Below are 21,167 nucleotides of genomic sequence, written 5' to 3'. Positions count from 1 at the left end.
CCTTCAATCATTTGTTCGTCATTTCCGCAGATTGAGCTTGGCTTCCATCGGGAACAGCGCGTTCATCACGTCACGCCAACCAACCCCGAAAGGAAAACGCCATGAGCCAGATCGACACCATCCTCACCCTCATCGCCCAGAAGCATCTCGGCATCGAAACCCTGCAAACCCGCAACGCCGACAGCCTCGACTTCCACGACACGGCGGTGTGGTGCCTCAAGGACGCGTTGGAAGCGGCCTTCAAGGCGGGCGTCGAATTTGGCGCATCGAGCCCGAAGGCCTCGGAAGCGGAAATCGCCAAGGACTGATTGGAAACCGACGAAGCCAGGCAGAAAGCGCTTGGCTTCAGTCCCAGACAGCGCGTTCATCACATCGTCATCCCCCCCCCCCGAAGGAGCAGCCCATGACCACCACCAACCTGACCCCGGCCCAACACGCCATCCTGGCCAAGGCCATCAACACCAGCGCGGGCAAGATCGACTGGTTCCCCGACAACATCAAAGGCGGCGCGCGCAAGAAGGTGCTCGACGGGTTGTTCAACCGTGCCCTGATCACCAGCGACGGCACCGACTGGTTCGTCGCCGCCGAGGGCTATGACGCCCTGGGCATGCCACGCCCGGGAGTGAACAAGAATGGCATCGGTCAATTCGAAGCCAATCTCGACCAGATCATCGCCAACGCAGAAGGCGCGCCAGCCGCCACGAGCGATCCCGAACTGGAAGCCGCTGTAACCGCCGCCGAAGCAACGTGGCAAACAAAGACTAAGACCACGCCGCGCACCCGCGACAACAGCAAGCAAGCCGAAGTGATCCGGATGCTGCAACGCCCCGAGGGCGCAACCATCGGCCAGATCTGCGCCGCCACCGGTTGGCAGGCGCACACGGTGCGCGGCACGTTCGCCGGGGCTTTCAAGAAGAAGCTGGGCCTGAGCATCGTGTCGGACAAGCCGGAGGGCGGCGAGCGGGTGTACCGCATCGCCTGATCAGAAAGATCGAGAAAGAGGCCAAGCGGCGCTTGGCTTCTCAATCGAACAGCGCGTTACTACGGGTGTCGCAACGATCAACCCGCAGGAGCCTGAGATGAACACCACCACGCAAATTCCCGCCACCCAGAACGATGCCTGGGGCTTTTGGGGCACGATGAACGAGCACGCCAGCGCTGCATGGCCCCTGGCGATGACCGCCATCTCGGACGCCACCAGCCAGCCCCTCGAATCGGTAAGGGTCTTCCTCGACAGCCGCCACGGCCGCCACTTTGCAGACGACGTCCAGAACGGGCTCTATCAGGGCCAGCCCCTGGCGGGCGCGATCAACGCCGCCACCCAACGCTGGATGGGCTGGACGATTGGCCGCCAGACCAGCAAGCAATACGGCATCCCGCGCGGCCTGCCTTACCTGACGGGCTTCGTGATTCACTGCGAGATCGTTGAGGAGTCGCTTGCCGCCTGATCGAGCACCGCGTCATCCGCCTCGCGGGTGGCCTGCTTGCCGGTGAAGTCCTCCCACCGACGCACGATCACATCAACGTACTTCGGATCGAGTTCGATCAGCCGCGCGATGCGGCCTGACTTTTCCGCCGCGATCAGCGTCGTGCCAGAGCCACCGAAGGGGTCGAGCACCACGTCGCCGGGGCGGCTCGAATTGCGGATCGCGCGCTCGACCAGCTCGACCGGTTTCATCGTCGGGTGCAAGTCGTTCTTCTGCGGCTTCTTGATGTTCCAGACGTCGCCCTGGTCCCGGTCGCCACACCAGTGCCGCTGTGCGCCCTCGGGCCAGCCGTACAGGATCGGCTCGTACTGGCGCTGGTAGTCGGCGCGCCCCAGCGTGAAGGTGTTCTTGGCCCAGATGATGAACGTCGACCACTTGCCACCGGCGGCGCGGAAGGCAGCCTGCAGCACATCCAGTTCGCTGGAGGACATCGCCACGTAGATACTGCCCCGGCAATGTGTGACGGTGGGTGTCAATGCCGCCAGCAGGAAATCGTAGAACCCGTCGCCCAAGTTGTCGTTCAGGATCGCACGATCCTTGCCGCGCATCTTGTCCTTGGCGCTGTTGGCGTAATTCACGTTGTACGGCGGGTCGGTGAAAACCATGTCCGCCACGTCGCCTTGCATCAGTCGGTCGTAGCTCTCGGCCACGGTCGCGTCGCCGCAAAGCAGTCGATGCTGGCCCATGATCCAGACATCGCCCGGACGCGAGATGGGTATCTCGCTGACCTCGGGCACCGCATCCTCATCGGTCTGGCCCTCGTTGTCCGGCTCTTCGCCCGCGATGAGTTCGGCCAGCGCGTCGGCGTCGAAGCCGGTGATATCGAGGTCGAACCCTTCGAGTTGCAGGGCTTCCAATTCGATCCGCAACATCGCGTCGTCCCATCCCGCGTTCTCGGCGATGCGGTTGTCCGCGATGACCAGCGCGCGGCGCTGGGTCGGGCTCAAATGGTCGAGCACGACCACTGGCACGATCTCCAGACCGAGTTTCTGTGCGGCGGCCAGCCGACCGTGGCCAGCGACGATGATGCCGTCGCTGCCTGCCAGGATCGGATTGGTGAATCCGAACTCGGCGATGCTGGCGGCGATCTGCGCCACCTGCTCCTCGGAGTGGGTGCGCGCGTTGCGAGCGTAGGGCAGCAGCTTGGCCGTAGGCCACTGCTCGATCTTGTCGGCCAGCCAGTTCATGCCACCACCTCGGCATCAAGGGTGGTGGTGCGCTCCGCAGCCACCTGCTCGAAGGACTGACCCGTGGCGATCAAGGTGATCGGTACGCTGGGGTGGTTCTGCTGGAAACGTTTGATGGCCACGTCCACGTACTGCGGTGCAATCTCCACGCTGCGGCAGATCCGACCGGTGCGCTCGGCGGCCAGCATCGTCGTTCCGCTGCCGCCGAAGGGTTCGAACACGATGTCGCCCGCGTCGGTGTAGGCCTCGATCACGAACTCCGGCAGGGCCACCGGGAACACGGCCGGGTGGTCGATGTCCTGGCCGATCTTGCCCTTGTGGCGCATCACTCGGATCACCGAGTCGGGGATGCGGGTGTCTTGCGTCGGCAGCCCCTTGTGCGTCCAACCGCCCACCTCGCCATCCTTGCCGCGCATCGCGGTGGACGACCCGTCGGCGCGCAGGTGCGACTCCTGGCCCGCGTGCTTGCAGGGGACGATCTTGTTCGGCTTGCGGCTTTCGCGGTTGAAGTGGAAGACGAACTCGAAGCTCGGCGCGAAGCGGCCAGCCCAGTCGCCGGGCATGCCTGGCCCTTGATCCCAGACGTACCACGCAAAGCGCCGCCAGCCCTGCTGGCGCATCCAGCCGAGCCACGCGTCCCAATACGGGATCACTTCGTTATCGCGGTGGATGAGGCCAAGGTTGACCAGCACCTGACCGTCGCCAGCCATTGGCAGGTGCGCGAACACTCCGCGCATTAGGCCATCCCAGTCGGAGATGCCGCCCGAGGTGTAGTCGCGCTGGTTGCCGTAAGGTGGCGAAGTGAAGCACAGGCGAGCGACGTCACCTTGCATCAGCGCAGCGACTACGTCCCGGTCAGTGGCGTCGCCACAGATCAGGCGGTGCGGTCCGATGGCCCAGACATCGCCGGTACGCGACACCGCCACGACAGGAGCATCCGGCACCTCGTCAGCAGCGTCAGGTTCGTCGGCTTCGGACTCGGGTTCATCATCCGCAACGGCCACCGCACCGGTGAGCAGTGCCTCGATCTCGGCATCCTCGAAGCCGGTCAGGGCAAGGTCGTATCCTGCGTCGGAGAGCTCGGCCAGCTCCAGCGCCAGCATCTCTTCGTTCCAGCCTGCATCCAGTGCCAGCCGGTTGTCGGCAATCACCAGTGCCCGTTTCTGTGCGACGGTCAGATGGGCCAGTTCGATCACTGGCACCTGCTCCAGCCCGAGCTTGCGCGCAGCGGCCAGACGCCCGTGTCCGGCGATGATGCCGTTGTCGCCATCGACCAGGATCGGGTTCGTCCAGCCGTACTCGACGATGCTGGCCGCGATCTTGGCGATCTGGCTTTCCGCGTGCGTGCGCGGATTGCGGGCGTAGGGAATCAGCGCCTCGACCTTGCGGTACTCGACGTTGAGCGTGTTCAAGATGGAAGTCCCAAAAGAAAACCCGCCGAGCGTTGCTGCCGGGCGGGTTGGGTGAAAGTAGATTCTGGAGGGGTGGTAACTGCGCCTGGTGGTGGTAACCTGGGCCGGTAACCTGGCCGACTGGTAACCTTGCCCGCGACCTGACGCTAAAAAAGCGTCGCGCTCGCGCCCCCCCGCATTGGATTTTCGGCAGGAAGGACCCCTTTCGCCTGGGCCGTCCCTCTCGGTCACACACCTCGTGCGACCATAGCCGTCACTGTATGCCCAAACGACCGGATTTGTTGCAGGGGCAAAAGCCGCTCTGCTCCGCTGATCGCCGCTGATGTCCGACCCCGCGCGCCAAATCACGCCAAATCACTACGCCGTGACGACGCCATTGAGTTGGTCGGTGACCGTCTGCAAGGCGCGCTGCCAGCGCCGCCATGCCGTCGTGCGGTCGCAGGCGAAGCGGATGGTGATGTCGCGCCAGCCGTAGCGCTTGGCGCGCATCCACACGAGGTGGCGCTGCTCGACCTCCAGCCACTGCACCCACTTCATCGTCTCCAGCATACGCTCGATGGCGTCCGGCGTCGGAGGAAACGGTCGATAGACCGTCTCGTCGGCCGCGAAGGCTTCCCACTCCTTGCGCACGATGATCGGCCAGGTGTTGAAGTAGCCCTGCACACGCACGGGCGGCAGGCGTCGTCCGGTGCTGGCCGCCTCCTCGAAACGCGCGGCCACGTCTTCGATTGTCCAAGCAGCGCGACGGTCAGCCATGGTGTGTGCCTCCCTGTCCGTAGAGACGTTCGCCGATGCGCCGGACGAACTCGCGCTCGATGAAGTCCAAGCGTTCGTCGGCGGCGTTGACGACGAGGATGTGCTGGTCGCGCCAGCCACGTTGCTTCATCGCTTCGAGGTCGGTGGTCGCGGGCTGGAGGCGGCCCAAGGGGCAGCGATAGGTGGGTGTCGGAATCTTCATCTCACGCCTCCTGATCCAGATCGTGCTGTGCGATGGCCCAATGCAGCAGCGCCAGCGCGTCGGCCTCGTTGTCGTCGCCGGGCGTGTGGCCACGCGCGCGGATCGCCGCGATCATCTCGTCCTTGCCCGCGTTGCCCTTGCCGGTCGCGTGCTTTTTGATCGTGCCGACCGGAACACCTTGGTATGGGATGTTGTGATGCTCACACCACGCGGTCAGGTGTCCCATGAACCCGCCGTAGGCGTGCGCCGCATCAACACCAGCGTGCCGTCGAACTTCTTCGAAGAACACCGCGTTGATGTGGTTGCTGGCCGAGAGCAGTTCGTTGAGCCAGCGCTTGAAACGGAGGAAACGCATGCCGCCCCCCCTCAAATCGCTGCGGCTTGAAGTGCTCCGTGCCGCTGGTGATAGTTCCGTCCAGGTGGAGCAAAGCCCACCCGGTGTGTGTGCCCAGATCAAGGGCCAAGATCGTCGTGTTCATCGTCGTGCTCCAGTTCGGGGGCGAGTGACGGATACGACGGGTTCTCTGGAGAACAGCCCTTACGTGCGCGCACGCGTAGCGCGTCAATCAGGAAACCCGTCAAATCCGTCACTCGCCCGGATTGCTCAGTCATCTCGGTAGGGGTAGCCGTGGCTGTACGGCTTGGGCCTGAGGGCGATGCCCGTGATGCCACGTGCGCCCCCGGTCAGCCGACACTTCTCGAATTTGCGGGCCGCCAGCAGTTCGGAGAAGCGCTTGACCGAGCCCACGTACTCACCCGCGCGCTCAGCCCATTCGCGCCAGTCGGCGAACAGTTCGGAAACGCCTTCGCGGTGGGTCTTGGCCAGCAGGCAGCGCTCTTCGATCCACTGCCCGAGCGCGTCCTCGGCCTCGAAATACTCCTCAGTCGCCGACACCACACTGGCGGGCGGCTTCAGGCCTTGGCGTTGCCAAAGGCTGCAGCCCTCGACTGCCCACGCCAGAATGCCGTCCCGCTCCTTGAGCAACTTCTCGGTCAGCCTGCCGTCACGCCGTTCGGGCGGGATCGTCACCGTGAACGGGATCAGGTGCAGTCGGCGCTTCATCGCCTCGTCCACGTTGCGGATCGATGGCTTGTGGTTGCCTGCGATCACCAACTTGAACTGCGGCACGTACTCGAAGAAGTCCTGGCGCATGAAACGCGCAGACACCTTGTCGCCACCGGTGATGGCCTTGACCTTGGATTCGTTCCAGCGCCGACCCTGTTCGGTTTCGATGGATGACACAAAGCGTGCGCCGCGCAGACCCGCCAGATCGGTCGGATGCCGGTCAGTGCGCGCCTCCATGAACGTGTCCATCGGCGCGTTGGCCGCGTAGTCGCCCAAGATGGTGGTCAGGACGTTGACGAACACCGACTTGCCGTTCGCGCCCGTCCCGTACAGAAAGAACAGCGCGTGCTCGCTAGTCACGCCCGTCAGGCAGTAGCCGACCATCAGTTGCAGGTAGGCCATCAACTCGGCGTCGCCGCCAGTGACGTCGGCCAGGAACGCGCGCCACGTCGGACTGTCGCCCTGCGGTGTGGCCGTGCTCACTTTGGTCATCCGATCATCGCGCCGGTGCGGTCGCATCCGGCCCGTGCGCAGATCAACCACGCCGCCAGGTGTGTTGAGCGCCCAGACGTCGGCATCCCACTCCTCGGCGGTGGAGGCGTGCTTGGGATCGGAGCGTGCGATTTTCTCGACGGACGAGATCGTGGCGGAGCTGGCCAGCTTGCCTGTGAGCCGAGGGCTGTCCGCCTTGAGTGACGCCATCCGGCAGATACCGCGCGCCAGATGAGACACATAGAGAACCTGATCCGGATTCCAGCGCACGCCGGTCCAGACCAGCCATTTGCCCCAAAGCGCGCAGTAGCGCCAGTCCTCGCCATAGCGGCGTGTGAAGGCCGAGGACAAGCCGTCCTCCGTAGTCCAGTCGACACCGGTCAGCAGATCCGGTGGTGGCGTCTCCTCGACCGACCGCATCACCGGCATCCGCTCGCCGACGGCGAGGAAGCCCCTCACATCGAAGCCGTCCGGAATGGCGTCAGCCGCATCCCATCCTTCCGGCTTGTCATCGGGTGGCACCAGGATGGCGACCGTGGTCGCACCCGCGTTCAGGATTGCTTGCGATGCACGGTCAGCGTAATCCCAGCCTGGCGCGTCCCGGTCAGGCCAGATCAGCACGGATTTGCCCGCCAGCGGCGACCAGTCGGTCTTATCGACGGGAGCGTTTGCGCCATGCATGGCCGTGGTTGCCACCACGCCGATGGCGATCAGGGCCTGCGCACACTTCTCGCCCTCGACCAGCACAACGTGACCAGCGGCAGCCAGCCCCGGCTGGTTGTACAGCGGGCGCGGATCAGGCGGAGTCATCTTGCGCCGCTTGGCATCCCACGGCCGGAACTCCTTCTTGCGCCCGGGTGGGTCGTAGCGGTACACGACCGCAATCAGTTTGCCGGTGGCATCGAAGTAGTCCCACTTGGCCGTGGCCGGGCCGAGATCATCAACCGGATCTTCCTTCTTGGCGCGGCGTACCGGCACTGATCGCGAACGACCGAGCAGTTCAGCTGCCTCGTCGAGCACCCGGGGAAAGTCGGTGTGGACGTTGGCCCCGAGGTAGGCGGCGATCAAGGCAAAGATGTCACCGCCATCGCCCGTGGCACGATCCGTCCAGAGACCGGCCTTGTCGCCTTCGAGTACCACCTCAAGACTGTCGCCCGGGCTGCCCAGGATGTCCCCGATCAGAAACTTGCCACGACGCTTCTTTCCTGCCGGGAACATCGTGGTCAGGACTGATTCCATGCGTGCGATCAGTTCAGTGCGAATCTCGTCCCGCTCGCTGTCATTGACGTTGCGCCGGCCCGTTTCTCCCGGTGGTGATGTGTCATTGAAATCAAGCATCGGCACCACCCTCGTGTGACGTCTGCTGCGCAGCGATCCAGGCTTCCAGTTCGTTGGGTTTGAAGCGAACCAGTTTGCCGACGCGGTAATGCGGAATGCGACGCTCCTGTCGCTCCTTGGCTTGTGAGAGCCAATACGACGGCAGGTTGAACATCAGTGCAGCCTGGCGGACGTCGATCAGCTGCTCGCCCAGTACGTGATTCAAATTCGAGGTATTCATGCTTGTGTCCTCCAGCAGCGGTCTTGCCACGCGCACATCCGGCATTCAAAGTGGGTCGAGTCATGGAAGGCGCGCGGCAGGAGCTCTCCCGCCTCGGTCGCCGTGATGACCTTGACCGCCCGATCCGACATGCGTTGGGCTAGTGCTGCGTCAAAGGGCACGAGCTCGGTGTAGATCTCCATCGTGTCGGCGTTGAGTGCCGTGAAGATCGCCGGGTGCTCGTGCAGTTCAAGATAGGCTTGGTAGATCGCCACTTGCGCGGCGTAGACGGGCTTGGAGAGAGTCAGGCCCTTCTTGTCCAGATCGCTCCAGGACTTGTTGCCGAGACACTTACATTCCCAGAGCGCGGGATAGGCGAAGCCCTCGGGGCCGCCGACGATGACGCCGTCGATGTGGCCCTGCAGGCGGCCATCGGCCACCGAGAAACCGAACTGCTCGCCGTCGGCCTTGCGGGTGCGCAGGTCAAAGCCCGCGTCTCGGAGCCACGCGACCATGCAGTCCTCCATGACGTGACCGCGTTCGAAGATCCGCAGCATTCGGCCCGGGGTGTCTCGCCCGTGGTCGATGGGTGCCTTGGCGTACTCGAACTGCAGCGCCCGCTCGCAGGCCACGCCGAGACGTGAGGCCCCGAGGTACTGGCGCTCGGACTGGCGGGCGCGAGCCTGTTGCAGGCCCGTGTCCACCAGGGTGGTGACCTGACCCGAGATGCTCGATGAGGAGTTGAAGTCGATCATGGCTTCTTCCCCTTCGGCTCTTCCCAGGGCAGGTCGTCCTCCAGATCCGCGAACGGGTTGGCCAGAGGGTCGGGCGCAGGCGTCATGCCGCGTACCGGTGGGTACTTGCTCGCCTCGTGGTGCGCGACCATTGCCTCGGTGTAGCAAGTGACGATGACGTCGATCACTTGCAGCGCCTCGGCTTCGGAGTAGTCGCCCAGCGGCTTGGTGAAGCCAATCTCGCCTGCAGCCTCGCCGAAGGCCTTGAGGCACTTCTTCATCGCGGCTAGTTCGACATCAGATGGATCGATCATGGCGACCTCCGTACTGTCGACGCGACCTTCCTTGACCCGCAGCCAGTTGCCGTACAGCGCATGAAACGCGTTTTGGCAGCGTTGTGAGCAGAACACCCAGTCGATGGGATAGCGCCGGGGATGGCCGACACCGTGACGGTTGTCGGTGTGGCCGAATCCCCGGGCCTGTCGTTTGCAGACCCAGCATTTCATCTGCCTCCCTCACTGTGCCCACGACGGCTTGCCGGTCACCGGTGCGCGTTGTGGAGCCGGTGCCTGATACGCAGGCGCAGCCGCCTGCGCCGGAGCGCCGGAATGTCCACTGCCCGGAGCCTTGGGCGGCACGCCCATCAGTTTTGCGTAGTCGGGGTGATCAGGCTCGACCGCGATCTTGACCACGTTCCGGTCTTGGCCCTTGCCATCCTTCTCAATGTCCACGCGCGCCAGAAACTCCAGGCCATCCAGTTCATGAAAACCCTGGATGCGGCGCGCGGCGGCGGCCTGCGGGCTGTTGTCCTGGGGATGGACGTTGCGGGCGCTGTTGAGCGCGGCGCGGATAAAGCTGCGCCCCATCTGACCCCAGGTCGGCCCCTTCTTGGAGTGCAGGCCGATGTTGCTCCACATCTTGCGCTTGGCATGGTCGCCCGCCGTGACGACAAACTCGGCGGCGAGGTAGACAGAGCCGGTTTCGAAGGACTCGGTGGCGTAGCCGCCGCCCCAGCCTTGTTCCGGATCGTCATAACCACCGGGCTTGATGGTCATGCGCACTGGCACGACCGCGCCCTTGGGGATCAGGTCAAAGCCCGACTGTTGGGGATCGGCATCTTGGAAATCAAAATAGTTGGACGACATGGCGATTACTCCTTGGATTCGGTGGTGTTTTCTGTAGTGGGTGTGCCGCTGCTGACGGGCATGGGCGCTGGCGACTGGCCAGCGCACTTGGCGATCAGTGCGCCGAGATGCGGCGGCTCCAGCAGGTCGAGACGACCGCTGCGGTCTTTGGCCGGGAAGCCGTAGGGATTGACGGTGTGGGTGACGAAGGCGCGGTAAGCACTGCCGTCGTCGGCCTTGATCTCGGCCAGTGTTACGACCTCATCGACAATGCCGGGCAGCTCCAGGCTGGTTTTGCTGCCTTCGATCTGCGGCACGAACACCTTGCGGTTGTAGTCGTCGAGACGTTCGTCGAGGATGGCGACGAACACCACGTTCTTGCCGCGTGCGTGCTGCAGATGAGTCAGTGCGCCGATCATTTCCTGGCCAAGCAGGCCATATGCGGCGCGCAGATCGGGTTTGCCGCTACGGTCGCTGGTGGCACCTGGTTGCGTCTTGCACCATGCGAAGCACTGCCGGGACAGCTGCGTGATCGAGTCGAGAAAGAAGGTCTGGTAGCGGTCGAGCTGCGTCGGGCTGCCAAATTTCTCGATGACGTGGTCGTAATGCGCCTGCGAGAACGCGCTCTCCGGCGGCAGTGACTTGTCCGGGCCTGCGAGGAACACGAAAAAGTCGCGGCTTTCCGGCCACGAGGCCGGGCGGATGGTGTCGCCCGGCCAGTCGGCCACGGCGAGGTCGCCCGCCTCGATGTCGAGGAACAAGGTGGTGGCAGGGTCGAGGTCTTTGAGCCGGGTGGTCTTGCCGATGCCGGATTTGCCCAGCATCAGCAACTTCACACCCTTGCGCTCGGCCAAGCGCTGCTGCGCGGAAATGATCGGGAGGGACATCACGCCACCTCCTTCAGTTGTTCCGCGACCGCCGGATTCCAGAGGATCTGGTAGCCGCTGTGGCCGTTGCGCGAGTACGGCATGGCTTCGGCCCATGCTTCACCGGCCTCGGTCAGTTCCCACTCGTCCCGGTCGTTGCGGAACTGAAGGCCGCCGGATGCCAGCAACTGGTTCGTGGCCTTGGCTGAGCGACTCAGTAATTTGCCGAGCTGTGTGGCGTTGAGCGAGCAGATCGGCTCGTTGGCGGCAGGCAAAGCGCGTCGCAGCACTTCCGTGGTCAGGCCGGTGTTTTCCTGAATGCAGGTCAACGTGGCAGCCATTGCAATGCCGGTCTTGACGCCCGGTACCTTGGCGACCGCTTCGCCGATCAGCAGGATGGCGGTGACGCGATCTTGGGTCGGCGCGGGCAAGGCAGCCATCGTGGTGGCGGCGGAATACGCGCCTGTCTTGCGGATTGCAGGCAGCACTTCACCGGTGATCCAGCGCTTGAAGCGCTTGGCGGCATCCTTGGTGCTACCTAGGATCAGGGCGTAAAGCCCCGACTCGTTGACGTGGTTTTGGCGTTGACGGCCACCCGCCGTAAGGGTCTCCAATTTCTGGAGATCCTCGGCATCGACGTGGGACTTGATCGCCTGAGACGGATTGCCCATCTCCAGGGCGTCGCAGACATCGGTGGCGTTGAACCACGGCTGCCCGAGTTCATCGACTTGGACGCGCACGGCGTGCGCTTCGAACTGGAAGGGAATGATCGCGCTCATGATCAGTCCTCCCAAGACACATCGGCGATACGGTCGGCTCCACGCGCGGCACGTTTGCGCACCTCGGTGTGGAGTTCTTCCAGCGCGGTGCGGCGGCGGCCGAGCGCCAGCGATTCCGCGTTGCCTGTCTGGATCGCAAAAGCCAGCTCGTCCACAGTGGCGGCATTGAGCGGGACAACGACGTCCTGACCGTCCGCGCGGCGATATCGGATTTCGTCAGGGAGGTGTTCGCCGTAGATGGACGGCAGCTGTTGACGCAGCGAGGCGATGAGATTGGTGCTCATGGTCATTACTCCGAATCGATGGAAAGGGTGAAAGACGGCTTGCCGGAATCCACGGTGCGAGCGGCGGCGAACTGCTGTTGCAAAGCAGGCGGCCAGTTCGTGAAGCGGGATTCGGAGACGGACAACTTGATGTCGAGGTAACCCTCGACCTTCTCGCCTGAGGCGACGATGCGTTCAGCGATCTCAGCCAGTTGCTTCTGATCCCAGCTGACCTTCTTGGGTAGCTCGAACTTCAGGTGCAGCGGGCCATCGCTGATGTGTGCGGTGCCGAAGTCACGGCCGGACTCGCGCAGCGCGGTGCGTGCCTGCTCGCCGTAGCACTGATCCAGTGCCGCATCGAACTTGGTGCGCGCCTTCTTCAGCCAGTCGATGGCTGCATCGAGGTTCCTGTCGATCTCGTGTTTCTGCGCGGGCGGCAATGCGGCCAGTTGGCTGACCGACATCTCGGCGATCTCGGCAGGGAAGATGGTGATGTCATTCATCGCATCTCTCCTCAAACCGCCGCGCGTTCGGATGTCGAGTCGTGCAGCGCTTCGCGCTCAAACTCGAGGATCGCGTCGACCGGGTAGCCGACACGCTTGGACAGCTTCAGGTAGCGTGGACCGCGACCCTCACTGCGCCAGCGCTGCAAAGTCTTGGGGCTAACGCCCCAGCGTTGCGCGAGCTCGTTTTCGTTGAGCACGCGGCGATCACCGGGTGACATGGTGTTGATCGCCTGCTGTGGCGACCGGGGGATACCGCTGGTTGGTGTCTGCATGGAATGCTCCTGTGACGTTGTTGAGTAACAGGTGTCATTCCAAACTTCGGGTGGCGAACCTTTAAGGGACGCAATGGCGAACCACGACGGAACTCCAGGTTCGCCAATGGCCCAGTGCAGAAAAGCAAACGGCGAGCACATGGCTCGCCGTCATCGGGTGTGTCTGGAAGCAGATCAGGCGTCGGAGAAACCGAGCAATCGACGCTGCGCAGCCCAATCGCGCGGTAGTTGCTCTTGGCGGCCACGCAAGGTGTGCAGATTCAGGTGGCGTGGCTGACGTCCTTCGAATATCGCCTCCACGATATCGGGGGCCAACATGGTCATGCGCAAGACCTCGGCAGCCCAGCCCGGTTCCACTTTGAAGGCGTGCGCCAAGTCCGTTGTCGTGGAGTAGGTGCCATCGTCGATCAAGCGCTTCCAGTAGAAGGCCTTGCCCAGCGTTTTGATCATCGGCACATCGAAGCCACCGATTCGGTCCGCGATCTCGGGGGCTGGCGGTATCAGCAGCTTCCGGTTCTGGCGGCGCTTGATCGTCAGGGGCACCAAGGTGACCCGCTGCCCCTCGCTGACATAACTTCGCGCCTCGGCTCCAATCTCGATGCGGACGGCGCGCTGGCGCTGGTGGGTCGTGGCATTCATGCCAAAGCCTCCTCGACACGCTCTTGGGACTCTTCGATCAAGGGATGCGTGCTGATGTCCGCACCGAATCCGATCCAACCGTCCTCCCGCCAAACGATATCCAGGCCGTGCCCGCGTAGTTGCACGCGTTCGATCAACAGCCGTGTGATCCGTTGCTGCTCGGCGGGGAACAGTTGCGACCACACGTCACCGATGCGCTGCATGGCGACCACCACCTGTGCCTCGTCCAGCGTCGACCCCGCCGGATGCTGCTGGCAGGATCTCCACACTGCGATCAGCATTTGCGGCGATGAGAGCGCAGCATGGATTTGCGCCAACACGGCATCTTCGATCTCGGCGGCTGGCAGGTGGCCCACGTCCGGAGTATGTGGAGCCAGGCTGGCACCGGCGTTGCGCCGCTTGTGCAGGTAAGGCACGTAGTAGCGGTACTGCCGACCATTTTTCTTTTTGACGAAGGAGTGCAACATCCGTTGGCCATCCGGTGCAAACAGAAGTCCCGCCAGCAGTGCCGGATGCTTGGCTCGGTGTTCGCGCGGTGCCTGCTTTCGCCTCTCAATGAAGGCGTGTGCCCCGTCCCACAATTCTTGAGAAATGATGGGGTCGTGCTGGGCCGAGTACCACGTCTCGTGATTGCAGATTTCACCGAGGTAAATGCGGTTACGTAGCAAGGTAAAGAGGTACTGCTGATCGATGCTGCGCCCCAATCGCTCCCGACCGGACTGGGTGACCCATGCCTTGGTGGTATGCCCTTCGATTTCCAATTCGCGGACGAGTCGCGCAGCCGAGCCGTGCTCGGCATAGCGGCGGAAGATGTCACGCACCAGCGCGGCTTCACGTTCATTGATGACGAGCTTGCGTTCGACCACGTCGTATCCAAGAGGCGGGACTCCGCCCATCCACATGCCCTTGGCCTTGCTGGCGGCGATCTTGTCGCGGATGCGTTCGCCGGTGACCTCGCGTTCGAACTGCGCGAATGACAAAAGGATGTTGAGCGTCAATCGCCCCATCGATGTGGTGGTGTTGAACTGCTGCGTGACTGCGACAAAGGAGACGCGGTTGCGGTCGAAAACCTCGACCAGCTTTGCGAAGTCCGGCAGGCTGCGCGTGAGGCGGTCGATTTTGTAGACGACCACGGTATCGATCTTCCCCGCCTCGATGTCGATCATCAGGCGGCGCAACCCGGGCCGTTCCATGTTGCCGCCCGAGTAGCCGCCGTCGTCGTATCCGTCGTCGACGGCTATCCAGCCTTCATGCCGTTGGCTGGCAATGAAGGCCAAGCCTGCATCACGCTGTGCCTCGAGGCTGTTGTATTCCTGATCGAGGCCTTCGTCAGTGGACTTGCGGGTGTAGACGGCGCAGCGCTTCTTTGGTGTGACTGCGGGAGTTTGATTTCGACGCACTGAGCTCATACCGCCCCCTTCTTCGAAGCTGGTGCCTTCAAGCCAAAGAACACAGGACCTGACCAGTGACTGCCCGTGATGCGTTTGGCTACAGCGGACAGGCTCTTGAAGCGTTGCCCCTGGTACTCGAAATCATTCGATCCGCGCACCAGCACACGATGTTCAATGTCGTCGTAGATGCGTGTCAGGACGGTACCGGGCAGTAGGCGTTGGCTATCGCCGCGCAGTTGCTTGGGCAAGATGCCGGTTTCGCCAACCTCCTCAAGCTTCTTGCGCAGTGACGGTTTCAAACCGCCAAACGCGCGCTCTTGCATCCGGTAGGCCAGGCGACTTTCCAACCAGACCCGATGGTGGTGATTCGGCCGTTCATCGAAATGGTCGTCCCAGAGAGCCCAAAGATCATCCATCGAAAGATGTGGAATAGCCGCGACGCGGGCGGCGACTGAGGCGGGCGTTGGTGAGGTTGCGTGTGCTGTCATGGGCGAACTCCGTTGTTGTGATCGGGGTTCGCATTCACGCGCTGTTGGCCGGGGAAGCCAAGGCAAACGTGTTCGCTGTTTTGTGGGATGTCGCGCGATTGGCGGACACGAAGGCGCAACAGCGCAGCAGCCAAGAGATCAGCGATTTCTTGATGCCCGTGCCGTGGCCGTTCAGGTGATGTGCAAATGGAGATAAGTTCGATTTCTGTCATGGCAAGCGTTCCGATGGAAAACGCTGCTCATGCTAGAAACCAAGGGCACTTCGCGTAACGTGATTTAGCGTGAGTGCGCGGGTTTGGCGCTATGTCTCTTTGGACCTATACCAAGCCGCGCGCTGGCCATTCACTTCCCGATACCGAAGCTCGAAAAGGCGGGATTCGTGCACGACCTGCCGCCAACTGCTGCACCCATACTTGGCCGGCAGTTGATCGGGATACCGTTCTGCAATCCATCGTCCAGCAGTAGCGACCGGCGTCCACTCGTCGACAGCCAACTGATCTGCCGCTTCACGCAATGCGCGAACAATTCCGGCTGCGGGCCAATCCACCGAGCCATCCGGCGCTATGCCGTTGATCACCAGATCGCGGAAGGCATCGGACCGGGCAAACTCCGCCGCCAGACGACGGGCCTGATCCATGTGCTCCGCCCAGCCTCGCAGTTGCTCAAAGTGTTGATCGACGCGACTGTAGGCCGCGGCCAAGGACTCTTGCGCACCACGGCATCCGTCCAGACTCCAAAGGTCGTGCTGGTCGATAAAGTGGTGCACCAGGTTGTTCCGCAGCAGAACCAGTTCCTTCAGATCGTTTTGCGTCGTATCGAAATCCTCGGCAGACATCCGCAAGCTCATCTTCATCTTGAACGAGATGATGTTGTCGGGCGCATCTGGTTCGGCGACCTCGTCTTGGTCGCCGCTGGTGACATACGTTCCGAGCAGCGTGCCAACCAACGTACCCAGAGTCTTGTTTGCGGCATCCGCAATGCGCTCCGCCTCGTTCGATTCGAGGGGTGATCCTGACGCGGAGATTTCGTGGTGGGCCACGATGGCCTTCATCAATTTTTCGTACTGCTGCAGACGCAAGAGACAACGGCCCAGCATTCGTTGCACCTCGCGTTGCAAGGTCTGCAGTTCTTCATCTATGGGTTGGATCGGTAAACCTGTCATTGAGGGACTCACCGTACTGGCAATTGCCCGTTCGAGACGAACTGATCGAAGCTGTCAAAGCTCTCGCCGTCTTGCCAAGACCGATCCCATGACCGTGGTTCAGCACTTTCCAGTAGCAAAAGGGTCAGGACGCGATCTCCTGTGGTGTAGCTGTGCTTGAACTCGCGCAACTTCATGTGTGGTGCCTCCTCCGGGCACCAGATCGCGGCAGACATCTCCGTGCCATCCCACTCCTGCTCAACGGTGGAATCAGCAGCCAGGGTGCCGGGTAATGGTTCCTGCGGATCGTCAGTGCGCCGAATGCGGGCGCGCGTCTTGACCGCGCTGCTGCTGCGCCATTCGTACTTTACGAAACCGTTGTCCCAATAGACAAGGATTGCCCGCTGCGTGGTGAATTTGATGAACCGAATGCACAGCGCCTCGAACGACACCTGGAACCGTTTGGCAAGGGCGCTCAGGACATGCAAGTCGATGCGCTGGTTCGAGATCCACTCGCGCAGCAAGTCGCCAGGCATCAGCAGGTTGCTGGCAAAGTCGTCCGCCTCACGTTCGATGACACGGATGGTGTCAGCGCCGGAGTACACGCTTTCCTTGTCGCAGTTGAAGCTTTGCCGCTGATCGCGGTGGAGAATGAAATGGCCCAGTTCGTGAGCGATGGTGAAACGCTGGCGCTCTGGGTTTGCCTTGCCGTTATAGAAGATGCCCCATTCTGCGGTGTCCTGTGGGCTGCGTACCAGCATGCCTTCGCAGCTATTGATGTCCAGCACCATCGGAGCTTTGATCTCCCGCACCCCTTTGCCGTAAGGCGTCTCCGGAAGCATCTGCCGGACAACTTCCAGATCCACTGCATCCGGCATGCCGTCGGCGTGCCAGGCCCGCAACCATTTCAAGACTGTGCTGGCCGCGATGGAACCGGTGAGGGGCTGGGATGCGCTCAATTGTCAGACCGCCTTAGCTCTTGTCAGGGAACATGATTTTGAGGGCCTGACGGTAGCGATCCTTCTCCTCGTCCGTCATTCCGGCGTACTCGCGGAAGAAGGCCACATCTTCTGGACTGGCCTGAGGAACCTGTTCGATGGGCTCGCCCATGATGTCCTCCATCGTCACGCCCAGTACCCTGGCCAGGGCCTGGACCCGTTCAGCGGAGGGACGCTGACCGTCCTTCATCTCCAGTTCCCATATGTACGCCTTGGTACAGCCGACTTCGTCGGCGACCTGTTGCAAGGTCAATTTCTTCGCCTCGCGTAAGCGTCGCAGGCGTGCTCCGAACGCTGAAGCCATAGCGATGCTCCTGTTGGGGAAAAACAGTCAGTTAACAAAAACAAGACCGCCAGTATAGCCGCGAGATACACATTGGGTCTAGATGTACCACGTTGATTGACAAGCGGAAATCCGAGGTTCAGAATCGCACTTGTATCTCGCCACTTTACTTGTGCGAGGTTCGTGTTCAGTAACCCAGTCGCTGGCCAGTGCAGTCCGTACATCGGTCGCAGACCTTCGACGCCGATCCAGAAAGGACGATCAAGATGAAGAAGACCTTTGTCGACGTGATGCTCGAGCTGCCGGTGGATGCCACGCTGCGCGACTTTCTGACCACCCACAGCCTGCCGGTGCCCGATGGCTTTGCATGGGATGACACACCGGAGACCAGCCAGTTTTTGGTTGAGGCGGTCAAGGTCTGGCCCGACATTGCTGCCCGCGACCGGATGACGGCCAACCTCATGGCCAGCGTTCAGTTGGGCGACGCGGCAGGTAAGCAGGCGATGTTTGAGGCGGCTGTGACCGACGGTGCCGCTTTGGCGGGCCTGACGCTGTGCGCAAGTGACGTCCACCGTTCCTTCTGGCTCTACGTCCACCACCCGGCGCTCTTCGAGCGTGCCTATGACTTCAGCTTTTGGGAGCAGCATGGGCAGCAGACGCAGCAATACGATCTTGGCTTGAAGCGCCAACCGAACGGTTCGGATGCCAATCTGACTGCGTTGCGTCACGCCATCTCTGCCTTCTACAAGCGCGAACTGCAATGCGGAGACGGCAGCGTGGCGCACTTGGTCGAGCGTAGCCCGGGGGGTGTTCCTGTTGTCGGTCCATGTCAAGGACATGGCGATGTTGCGCCTGGAGTTCGAGGGCGCGACCCTGAAGCGCCGGGTCGGCAACCCCAACATCCACATGGTGTTGGAGTACGCCAAGTCCACCGGTGTCGTGCGCACGCTGGTGCGCGGCGGCGCCAAGTACCAGCAGATGCTGGTCGAGGCCTTCGCCGAGCATGTGCTGGGCGTGAAGGCGAGTGCTCACAAAATCAAGTCGCCGACGCTGGATTTGTCGATGCTGCGCACCGGATTCGATGTGCCGGAGGTCTTTGAGGACGGCTTTTCGATGGTGCAGCTCAAGGCACTCACCTTGCTCAGCCCCGACACGGCGCTGAAGATCGAATGCACGGCGATGCAATCCAGCCAGCAACGCTCGGTGCACGATCTGCTGAAGGAGAAGCTGCCTGGCCCGCTGGAAGGTCAGTGGGCAGTGACAGCGGCACAGGTCAATCTCTATTACCCGCCCGAGCCGGGCAGGACCCGCCCCAAGGTGGTCACCATCGAAGTGACCAGCAAAGGTCGGCTGAACCTGCACAAGTTCGACGCCAATATGCAGGCGCAGCTGGAGGGTTACCTGGTCGCGGTGGGCATCTTGCAGAAGGGCCAGACCCTCAGTGCCCAGGAATTGCCGCCGGAGACCGACGCCGTCAGTTCCTCATCGGCCTTCGAGGACTGATCAATGGTGACGCACGATGCCTGGGCCTTGGTTTGCCGCCTGTTCGCGGGCGGCACGCCGGTGCTGCTTGCCACGCTGTCGACACGCGAGGTATCTGCTCTGTCTGCGCTCGGCAAAGCCGTCAGGCCAAAGGTGGTGGATCAGTCTTTTGTGCTCTGCCCCCATTGCCAGCAGCACCGGGTGCAGGTCTGGAGTGACGGCCGGAGAGGTCGAATCTGCCGATGCCCGGATTGTGGACAGGTGCCCGTCGAAGCAAGCGACGGTGCGGCGTTGGCCCTGGATGAAGACTGGCTGCGGCAGAAAATGCGCCTCGCGCTCGACATCGAGAGCCGCGACGGCATCGATGACTTGGGCGACGGTGCTTGGCGACTCGGTGACGCCCGCCGCTCTCCGGTTGTGCTGGCCCGCGATCTGACGCGAGTGCTGCATGAGCCGACCTTGCTGGATCGTGTGCGGGTGGCGGGAAGCAACATCCTGGTCATCACCCCCAGGCCGCGCACGACTCGTGGATCACCCTTCGGCTCCGGCGTGGAATGGCTGGCGCTGGAAGAACGGTTCACGTTCTATGGTGGTGGGATCACGTTCATTCCCTCGGTACCGTCTGCAGCGCCAGTAGTGGCCGATCCGGCCGCGCCGGTGAACGGGCCGTTCTCGGCGGACTTCAAGTGGGCAACGCTGCCGAACGTGCAGTCCACGCCGATCCATTTCACGCAAGGTCAGGCCAAGGTGTTCGAAGCGCTCTGGTCGTTCAAGGGGGGCCGAGGTGGACGGCGAAAGGATCATGCAGCGCGCCGGCCAGAAGAGCGACAAGCCAATTGACCTGTTCAAGATCAAGTCGAGGGACAAGGGCAAGCCGGAGTACGAGGCTCGGCTGGCGGCCTACGTTGCGCTCGTGGTCACGCAGCAACGCGCAGGCTTGTATTCCATGCCTTGCGCGGCGGCAGTTCTGGCGTGATGGACTGCTGCTCCAAGCTCGCCCGACAACGAATGGCGATGGCACGCGCGCAAATCATGGTCGCAAAAGGCCATGTGCGTGTGCCAAGGCGAAGAAGTTAGCGCCGATTTCGAGAGAAGAGAGGGCAGAACGGAGGGCAACCGGGGTTGTTCCTGCCAGGCCATAGGACCCCGGTCGCACACGCAGAATGTGCGGGAACCCCGCGTGTCATGCGGGAAGCGCAAATGAAAACGCCCAACTGAGAACAGTTGGGCGCTGAATTTTGGTGGCCTGGGGCGGAATCGAACCACCGACACGCGGATTTTCAATCCGCTGCTCTACCAACTGAGCTACCGGGCCAGTAAGCGGGTGATTATAGCACTCGATCGGCGCTCTTCAAGGGACAGAGGAGGCACGCCGGCCGCGGGACAGATCCACCCCGAGCTGCTTGAGCTTGCGATAGAGGTGGGTGCGCTCCAGCCCGGTTTTCTCGGCGACGCGCGTCATGGAGCCGCCTTCCTTGGCCAGGTGGAATTCGAAGTACGCCTTTTCGAATGCATCGCGGGCGTCACGCAGGGGCTTGTCGAGATCGAAGGTCTGCTGGCCCTGGGGGCTCAGGTCGACGGCCGCGGGCAGTGTCTGGCCGCCCATCATGGCGGCTTCGACGGTCAGGTCTGACGATGAAGCTGCTGGCGCCTGGGCGTCTGCGGCTTCGACGGCGGGCTTGCGCGATGCGGCGTCGCGCGACAGCGCCTGGTCGACGGCCTTCAGCAGCTTTTGCAGCGTGATGGGTTTTTCGAGGAAGGACTGCGCGCCGATTCGCGTGGCCTCGACGGCCGTGTCGATGGTGGCATGCCCGCTCATCATGATCACCGGCATGGTCAGCAGGCCGGTGCCGCGCCATTCCTTCAGCAGCGTCACGCCGTCGGTGTCGGGCATCCAGATGTCCAGCAGCACCAGATCGGGACGGGCGGACTGACGCGCCAGGCGTGCCTGCGCGGCGTTCTCGGCAAGTTCGACGGTATGGCCTTCGTCATTGAGGATGTCCGACAGGAGATCCCGAATGCCGAGCTCGTCGTCAACCACCAGGATGTTCGCCATAAATTC

The 21,167-nt window shown here is 62.6% G+C and carries 25 protein-coding genes, 1 tRNA gene and 3 pseudogenes; 5 read left to right on the top strand and 24 right to left on the bottom strand.

Annotated elements, in window-relative coordinates; all coding sequences use genetic code 11:
• Positions 1 to 101: 101 nt before the first annotated feature.
• The 3 genes from R0D99_RS02070 (at position 102) to R0D99_RS02060 (ending at position 1,448) form a co-directional block, all read left to right on the top strand.
• Positions 102 to 308: a DUF6900 domain-containing protein gene (locus R0D99_RS02070; RefSeq protein WP_198848046.1), complete on the top strand. Its 207-nt coding sequence runs from the start codon at positions 102 to 104 to the stop codon at positions 306 to 308.
• A gap of 95 nt (positions 309 to 403) precedes the next feature.
• On the top strand, positions 404 to 982 hold the full coding sequence (locus tag R0D99_RS02065) for a DUF3489 domain-containing protein (protein ID WP_317749741.1): 579 nt from the start codon (positions 404 to 406) through the stop codon (positions 980 to 982).
• Between the two features lie 97 nt (positions 983 to 1,079).
• Positions 1,080 to 1,448, top strand: coding sequence for a hypothetical protein (locus tag R0D99_RS02060; protein ID WP_317749740.1), 369 nt, complete (start codon positions 1,080 to 1,082; stop codon positions 1,446 to 1,448).
• Here the strand turns inward: R0D99_RS02060 and R0D99_RS02055 are convergent.
• The 22 genes and pseudogenes from R0D99_RS02055 to R0D99_RS01950 form a co-directional block, all read right to left on the bottom strand.
• The gene (locus R0D99_RS02055; protein WP_317749739.1) at positions 1,412 to 2,674 is read right to left on the bottom strand and encodes a site-specific DNA-methyltransferase; all 1,263 of its coding nucleotides are present in this window, start codon (positions 2,672 to 2,674) and stop codon (positions 1,412 to 1,414) included. The two genes, R0D99_RS02060 and R0D99_RS02055, sit on opposite strands and share 37 nt — an antisense overlap.
• A complete protein-coding gene (locus tag R0D99_RS02050; protein WP_317749738.1) occupies positions 2,671 to 4,086 on the bottom strand; it encodes a site-specific DNA-methyltransferase in 1,416 nt (471 codons plus the stop codon). The genes R0D99_RS02055 and R0D99_RS02050 overlap by 4 nt, the downstream gene beginning before the upstream one ends.
• A 357-nt stretch (positions 4,087 to 4,443) precedes the next feature.
• Positions 4,444 to 4,842, bottom strand: coding sequence for a DUF6362 family protein (locus tag R0D99_RS02045; protein ID WP_279841816.1), 399 nt, complete (start codon positions 4,840 to 4,842; stop codon positions 4,444 to 4,446).
• The gene (locus R0D99_RS02040; protein ID WP_317749737.1) at positions 4,835 to 5,044 is read right to left on the bottom strand and encodes a hypothetical protein; all 210 of its coding nucleotides are present in this window, start codon (positions 5,042 to 5,044) and stop codon (positions 4,835 to 4,837) included. Before R0D99_RS02040 ends, R0D99_RS02045 begins: the two co-directional genes overlap by 8 nt.
• Position 5,045: 1 nt before the next feature.
• A pseudogene (locus tag R0D99_RS02035) lies at positions 5,046 to 5,523 on the bottom strand (crossover junction endodeoxyribonuclease RuvC).
• 125 nt (positions 5,524 to 5,648) lie between these two features.
• A complete protein-coding gene (locus R0D99_RS02030; protein WP_317749736.1) occupies positions 5,649 to 7,940 on the bottom strand; it encodes a phage/plasmid primase, P4 family in 2,292 nt (763 codons plus the stop codon).
• Positions 7,933 to 8,160, bottom strand: a complete 228-nt coding sequence (locus R0D99_RS02025; RefSeq protein ID WP_024958067.1) for a helix-turn-helix domain-containing protein — start codon at positions 8,158 to 8,160, stop codon at positions 7,933 to 7,935. Before R0D99_RS02025 ends, R0D99_RS02030 begins: the two co-directional genes overlap by 8 nt.
• A complete protein-coding gene (locus tag R0D99_RS02020; protein WP_062794259.1) occupies positions 8,157 to 8,894 on the bottom strand; it encodes a hypothetical protein in 738 nt (245 codons plus the stop codon). Before R0D99_RS02020 ends, R0D99_RS02025 begins: the two co-directional genes overlap by 4 nt.
• Positions 8,891 to 9,379 (bottom strand): DUF6511 domain-containing protein, encoded by a 489-nt coding sequence (locus tag R0D99_RS02015; protein WP_279841814.1) that lies wholly within the window; start codon positions 9,377 to 9,379, stop codon positions 8,891 to 8,893. Before R0D99_RS02015 ends, R0D99_RS02020 begins: the two co-directional genes overlap by 4 nt.
• A gap of 9 nt (positions 9,380 to 9,388) precedes the next feature.
• Entirely contained in the window at positions 9,389 to 10,018 is a 630-nt protein-coding gene (locus R0D99_RS02010; RefSeq protein ID WP_088861529.1) for a hypothetical protein, read from the bottom strand.
• A 5-nt stretch (positions 10,019 to 10,023) separates the two neighbouring features.
• Positions 10,024 to 10,884 carry an ATP-binding protein gene (locus R0D99_RS02005; RefSeq protein WP_024541976.1) on the bottom strand — a complete coding sequence of 287 codons (861 nt, stop codon included), beginning with the start codon at positions 10,882 to 10,884 and terminating at the stop codon, positions 10,024 to 10,026.
• Positions 10,884 to 11,642, bottom strand: a complete 759-nt coding sequence (locus R0D99_RS02000) for a Bro-N domain-containing protein (RefSeq protein WP_024541975.1) — start codon at positions 11,640 to 11,642, stop codon at positions 10,884 to 10,886. Before R0D99_RS02000 ends, R0D99_RS02005 begins: the two co-directional genes overlap by 1 nt.
• Positions 11,643 to 11,644: 2 nt before the next feature.
• On the bottom strand, positions 11,645 to 11,926 hold the full coding sequence (locus tag R0D99_RS01995) for a hypothetical protein (protein WP_279841810.1): 282 nt from the start codon (positions 11,924 to 11,926) through the stop codon (positions 11,645 to 11,647).
• A gap of 5 nt (positions 11,927 to 11,931) precedes the next feature.
• Complete coding sequence (locus R0D99_RS01990) at positions 11,932 to 12,408, bottom strand: hypothetical protein (protein ID WP_317749735.1); 477 nt, start codon at positions 12,406 to 12,408, stop codon at positions 11,932 to 11,934.
• Positions 12,409 to 12,419: 11 nt separating this feature from the next.
• Complete coding sequence (locus R0D99_RS01985; protein WP_020200569.1) at positions 12,420 to 12,683, bottom strand: helix-turn-helix transcriptional regulator; 264 nt, start codon at positions 12,681 to 12,683, stop codon at positions 12,420 to 12,422.
• Positions 12,684 to 12,857: 174 nt separating this feature from the next.
• A complete protein-coding gene (locus tag R0D99_RS01980) occupies positions 12,858 to 13,322 on the bottom strand; it encodes a hypothetical protein (RefSeq protein WP_024541971.1) in 465 nt (154 codons plus the stop codon).
• Complete coding sequence (locus R0D99_RS01975) at positions 13,319 to 14,731, bottom strand: recombinase family protein (RefSeq protein WP_279841808.1); 1,413 nt, start codon at positions 14,729 to 14,731, stop codon at positions 13,319 to 13,321. Before R0D99_RS01975 ends, R0D99_RS01980 begins: the two co-directional genes overlap by 4 nt.
• The gene (locus R0D99_RS01970) at positions 14,728 to 15,201 is read right to left on the bottom strand and encodes a DUF2924 domain-containing protein (RefSeq protein WP_088861535.1); all 474 of its coding nucleotides are present in this window, start codon (positions 15,199 to 15,201) and stop codon (positions 14,728 to 14,730) included. The genes R0D99_RS01975 and R0D99_RS01970 overlap by 4 nt, the downstream gene beginning before the upstream one ends.
• The gene (locus tag R0D99_RS01965) at positions 15,198 to 15,413 is read right to left on the bottom strand and encodes a hypothetical protein (RefSeq protein WP_317749734.1); all 216 of its coding nucleotides are present in this window, start codon (positions 15,411 to 15,413) and stop codon (positions 15,198 to 15,200) included. Before R0D99_RS01965 ends, R0D99_RS01970 begins: the two co-directional genes overlap by 4 nt.
• A gap of 89 nt (positions 15,414 to 15,502) precedes the next feature.
• A complete protein-coding gene (locus R0D99_RS01960; protein WP_317749733.1) occupies positions 15,503 to 16,318 on the bottom strand; it encodes an OST-HTH/LOTUS domain-containing protein in 816 nt (271 codons plus the stop codon).
• 53 nt (positions 16,319 to 16,371) lie between these two features.
• The gene (locus R0D99_RS01955) at positions 16,372 to 17,301 is read right to left on the bottom strand and encodes an ImmA/IrrE family metallo-endopeptidase (RefSeq protein ID WP_295940986.1); all 930 of its coding nucleotides are present in this window, start codon (positions 17,299 to 17,301) and stop codon (positions 16,372 to 16,374) included.
• Between the two features lie 13 nt (positions 17,302 to 17,314).
• On the bottom strand, positions 17,315 to 17,593 hold the full coding sequence (locus tag R0D99_RS01950; RefSeq protein ID WP_317751181.1) for a helix-turn-helix transcriptional regulator: 279 nt from the start codon (positions 17,591 to 17,593) through the stop codon (positions 17,315 to 17,317).
• A 296-nt stretch (positions 17,594 to 17,889) separates the two neighbouring features.
• On the opposite strand from R0D99_RS01950, the pseudogene R0D99_RS01945 reads away from it, so the two are divergent.
• Positions 17,890 to 19,126: pseudogene (locus R0D99_RS01945) on the top strand (hypothetical protein).
• A gap of 3 nt (positions 19,127 to 19,129) precedes the next feature.
• Positions 19,130 to 20,081, top strand: a pseudogene (locus R0D99_RS01940) (hypothetical protein).
• 263 nt (positions 20,082 to 20,344) lie between these two features.
• Here the strand turns inward: R0D99_RS01940 and R0D99_RS01935 are convergent.
• A tRNA-Phe gene (locus R0D99_RS01935) sits at positions 20,345 to 20,420 on the bottom strand.
• A gap of 36 nt (positions 20,421 to 20,456) precedes the next feature.
• A complete protein-coding gene (locus R0D99_RS01930) occupies positions 20,457 to 21,161 on the bottom strand; it encodes a response regulator (protein ID WP_317749732.1) in 705 nt (234 codons plus the stop codon).
• Positions 21,162 to 21,167: the final 6 nt, after the last annotated feature.

The sequence above is a fragment of the Ottowia sp. SB7-C50 genome, assembly GCF_033110285.1.
In the GTDB taxonomy this organism is placed as follows: Bacteria; Pseudomonadota; Gammaproteobacteria; order Burkholderiales; family Burkholderiaceae_C; genus Ottowia.
This window is presented reverse-complemented; position numbering and strand designations above follow the sequence as displayed.

What these genes read in the sequence shown, in the direction of transcription:
- R0D99_RS01995 (WP_279841810.1), bottom strand. Translation starts at nt 11,926, where the DNA reads ATGAGCACCAATCTCATCGCCTCGCTGCGTCAACAGCTGCCGTCCATC.
- R0D99_RS01975 (WP_279841808.1), bottom strand. Translation starts at nt 14,731, where the DNA reads ATGAGCTCAGTGCGTCGAAATCAAACTCCCGCAGTCACACCAAAGAAG.
- R0D99_RS02015 (WP_279841814.1), bottom strand. Translation starts at nt 9,379, where the DNA reads ATGAAATGCTGGGTCTGCAAACGACAGGCCCGGGGATTCGGCCACACC.
- R0D99_RS01990 (WP_317749735.1), bottom strand. Translation starts at nt 12,408, where the DNA reads ATGAATGACATCACCATCTTCCCTGCCGAGATCGCCGAGATGTCGGTC.
- R0D99_RS02065 (WP_317749741.1), top strand. Translation starts at nt 404, where the DNA reads ATGACCACCACCAACCTGACCCCGGCCCAACACGCCATCCTGGCCAAG.
- R0D99_RS02055 (WP_317749739.1), bottom strand. Translation starts at nt 2,674, where the DNA reads ATGAACTGGCTGGCCGACAAGATCGAGCAGTGGCCTACGGCCAAGCTG.
- R0D99_RS01965 (WP_317749734.1), bottom strand. Translation starts at nt 15,413, where the DNA reads ATGACAGAAATCGAACTTATCTCCATTTGCACATCACCTGAACGGCCA.
- R0D99_RS01970 (WP_088861535.1), bottom strand. Translation starts at nt 15,201, where the DNA reads ATGACAGCACACGCAACCTCACCAACGCCCGCCTCAGTCGCCGCCCGC.
- R0D99_RS01980 (WP_024541971.1), bottom strand. Translation starts at nt 13,322, where the DNA reads ATGAATGCCACGACCCACCAGCGCCAGCGCGCCGTCCGCATCGAGATT.
- R0D99_RS02025 (WP_024958067.1), bottom strand. Translation starts at nt 8,160, where the DNA reads ATGAATACCTCGAATTTGAATCACGTACTGGGCGAGCAGCTGATCGAC.
- R0D99_RS02030 (WP_317749736.1), bottom strand. Translation starts at nt 7,940, where the DNA reads ATGCTTGATTTCAATGACACATCACCACCGGGAGAAACGGGCCGGCGC.
- R0D99_RS02060 (WP_317749740.1), top strand. Translation starts at nt 1,080, where the DNA reads ATGAACACCACCACGCAAATTCCCGCCACCCAGAACGATGCCTGGGGC.
- R0D99_RS01930 (WP_317749732.1), bottom strand. Translation starts at nt 21,161, where the DNA reads ATGGCGAACATCCTGGTGGTTGACGACGAGCTCGGCATTCGGGATCTC.
- R0D99_RS02005 (WP_024541976.1), bottom strand. Translation starts at nt 10,884, where the DNA reads ATGTCCCTCCCGATCATTTCCGCGCAGCAGCGCTTGGCCGAGCGCAAG.
- R0D99_RS02045 (WP_279841816.1), bottom strand. Translation starts at nt 4,842, where the DNA reads ATGGCTGACCGTCGCGCTGCTTGGACAATCGAAGACGTGGCCGCGCGT.
- R0D99_RS02040 (WP_317749737.1), bottom strand. Translation starts at nt 5,044, where the DNA reads ATGAAGATTCCGACACCCACCTATCGCTGCCCCTTGGGCCGCCTCCAG.
- R0D99_RS02020 (WP_062794259.1), bottom strand. Translation starts at nt 8,894, where the DNA reads ATGATCGACTTCAACTCCTCATCGAGCATCTCGGGTCAGGTCACCACC.
- R0D99_RS02010 (WP_088861529.1), bottom strand. Translation starts at nt 10,018, where the DNA reads ATGTCGTCCAACTATTTTGATTTCCAAGATGCCGATCCCCAACAGTCG.
- R0D99_RS02070 (WP_198848046.1), top strand. Translation starts at nt 102, where the DNA reads ATGAGCCAGATCGACACCATCCTCACCCTCATCGCCCAGAAGCATCTC.
- R0D99_RS01985 (WP_020200569.1), bottom strand. Translation starts at nt 12,683, where the DNA reads ATGCAGACACCAACCAGCGGTATCCCCCGGTCGCCACAGCAGGCGATC.
- R0D99_RS02000 (WP_024541975.1), bottom strand. Translation starts at nt 11,642, where the DNA reads ATGAGCGCGATCATTCCCTTCCAGTTCGAAGCGCACGCCGTGCGCGTC.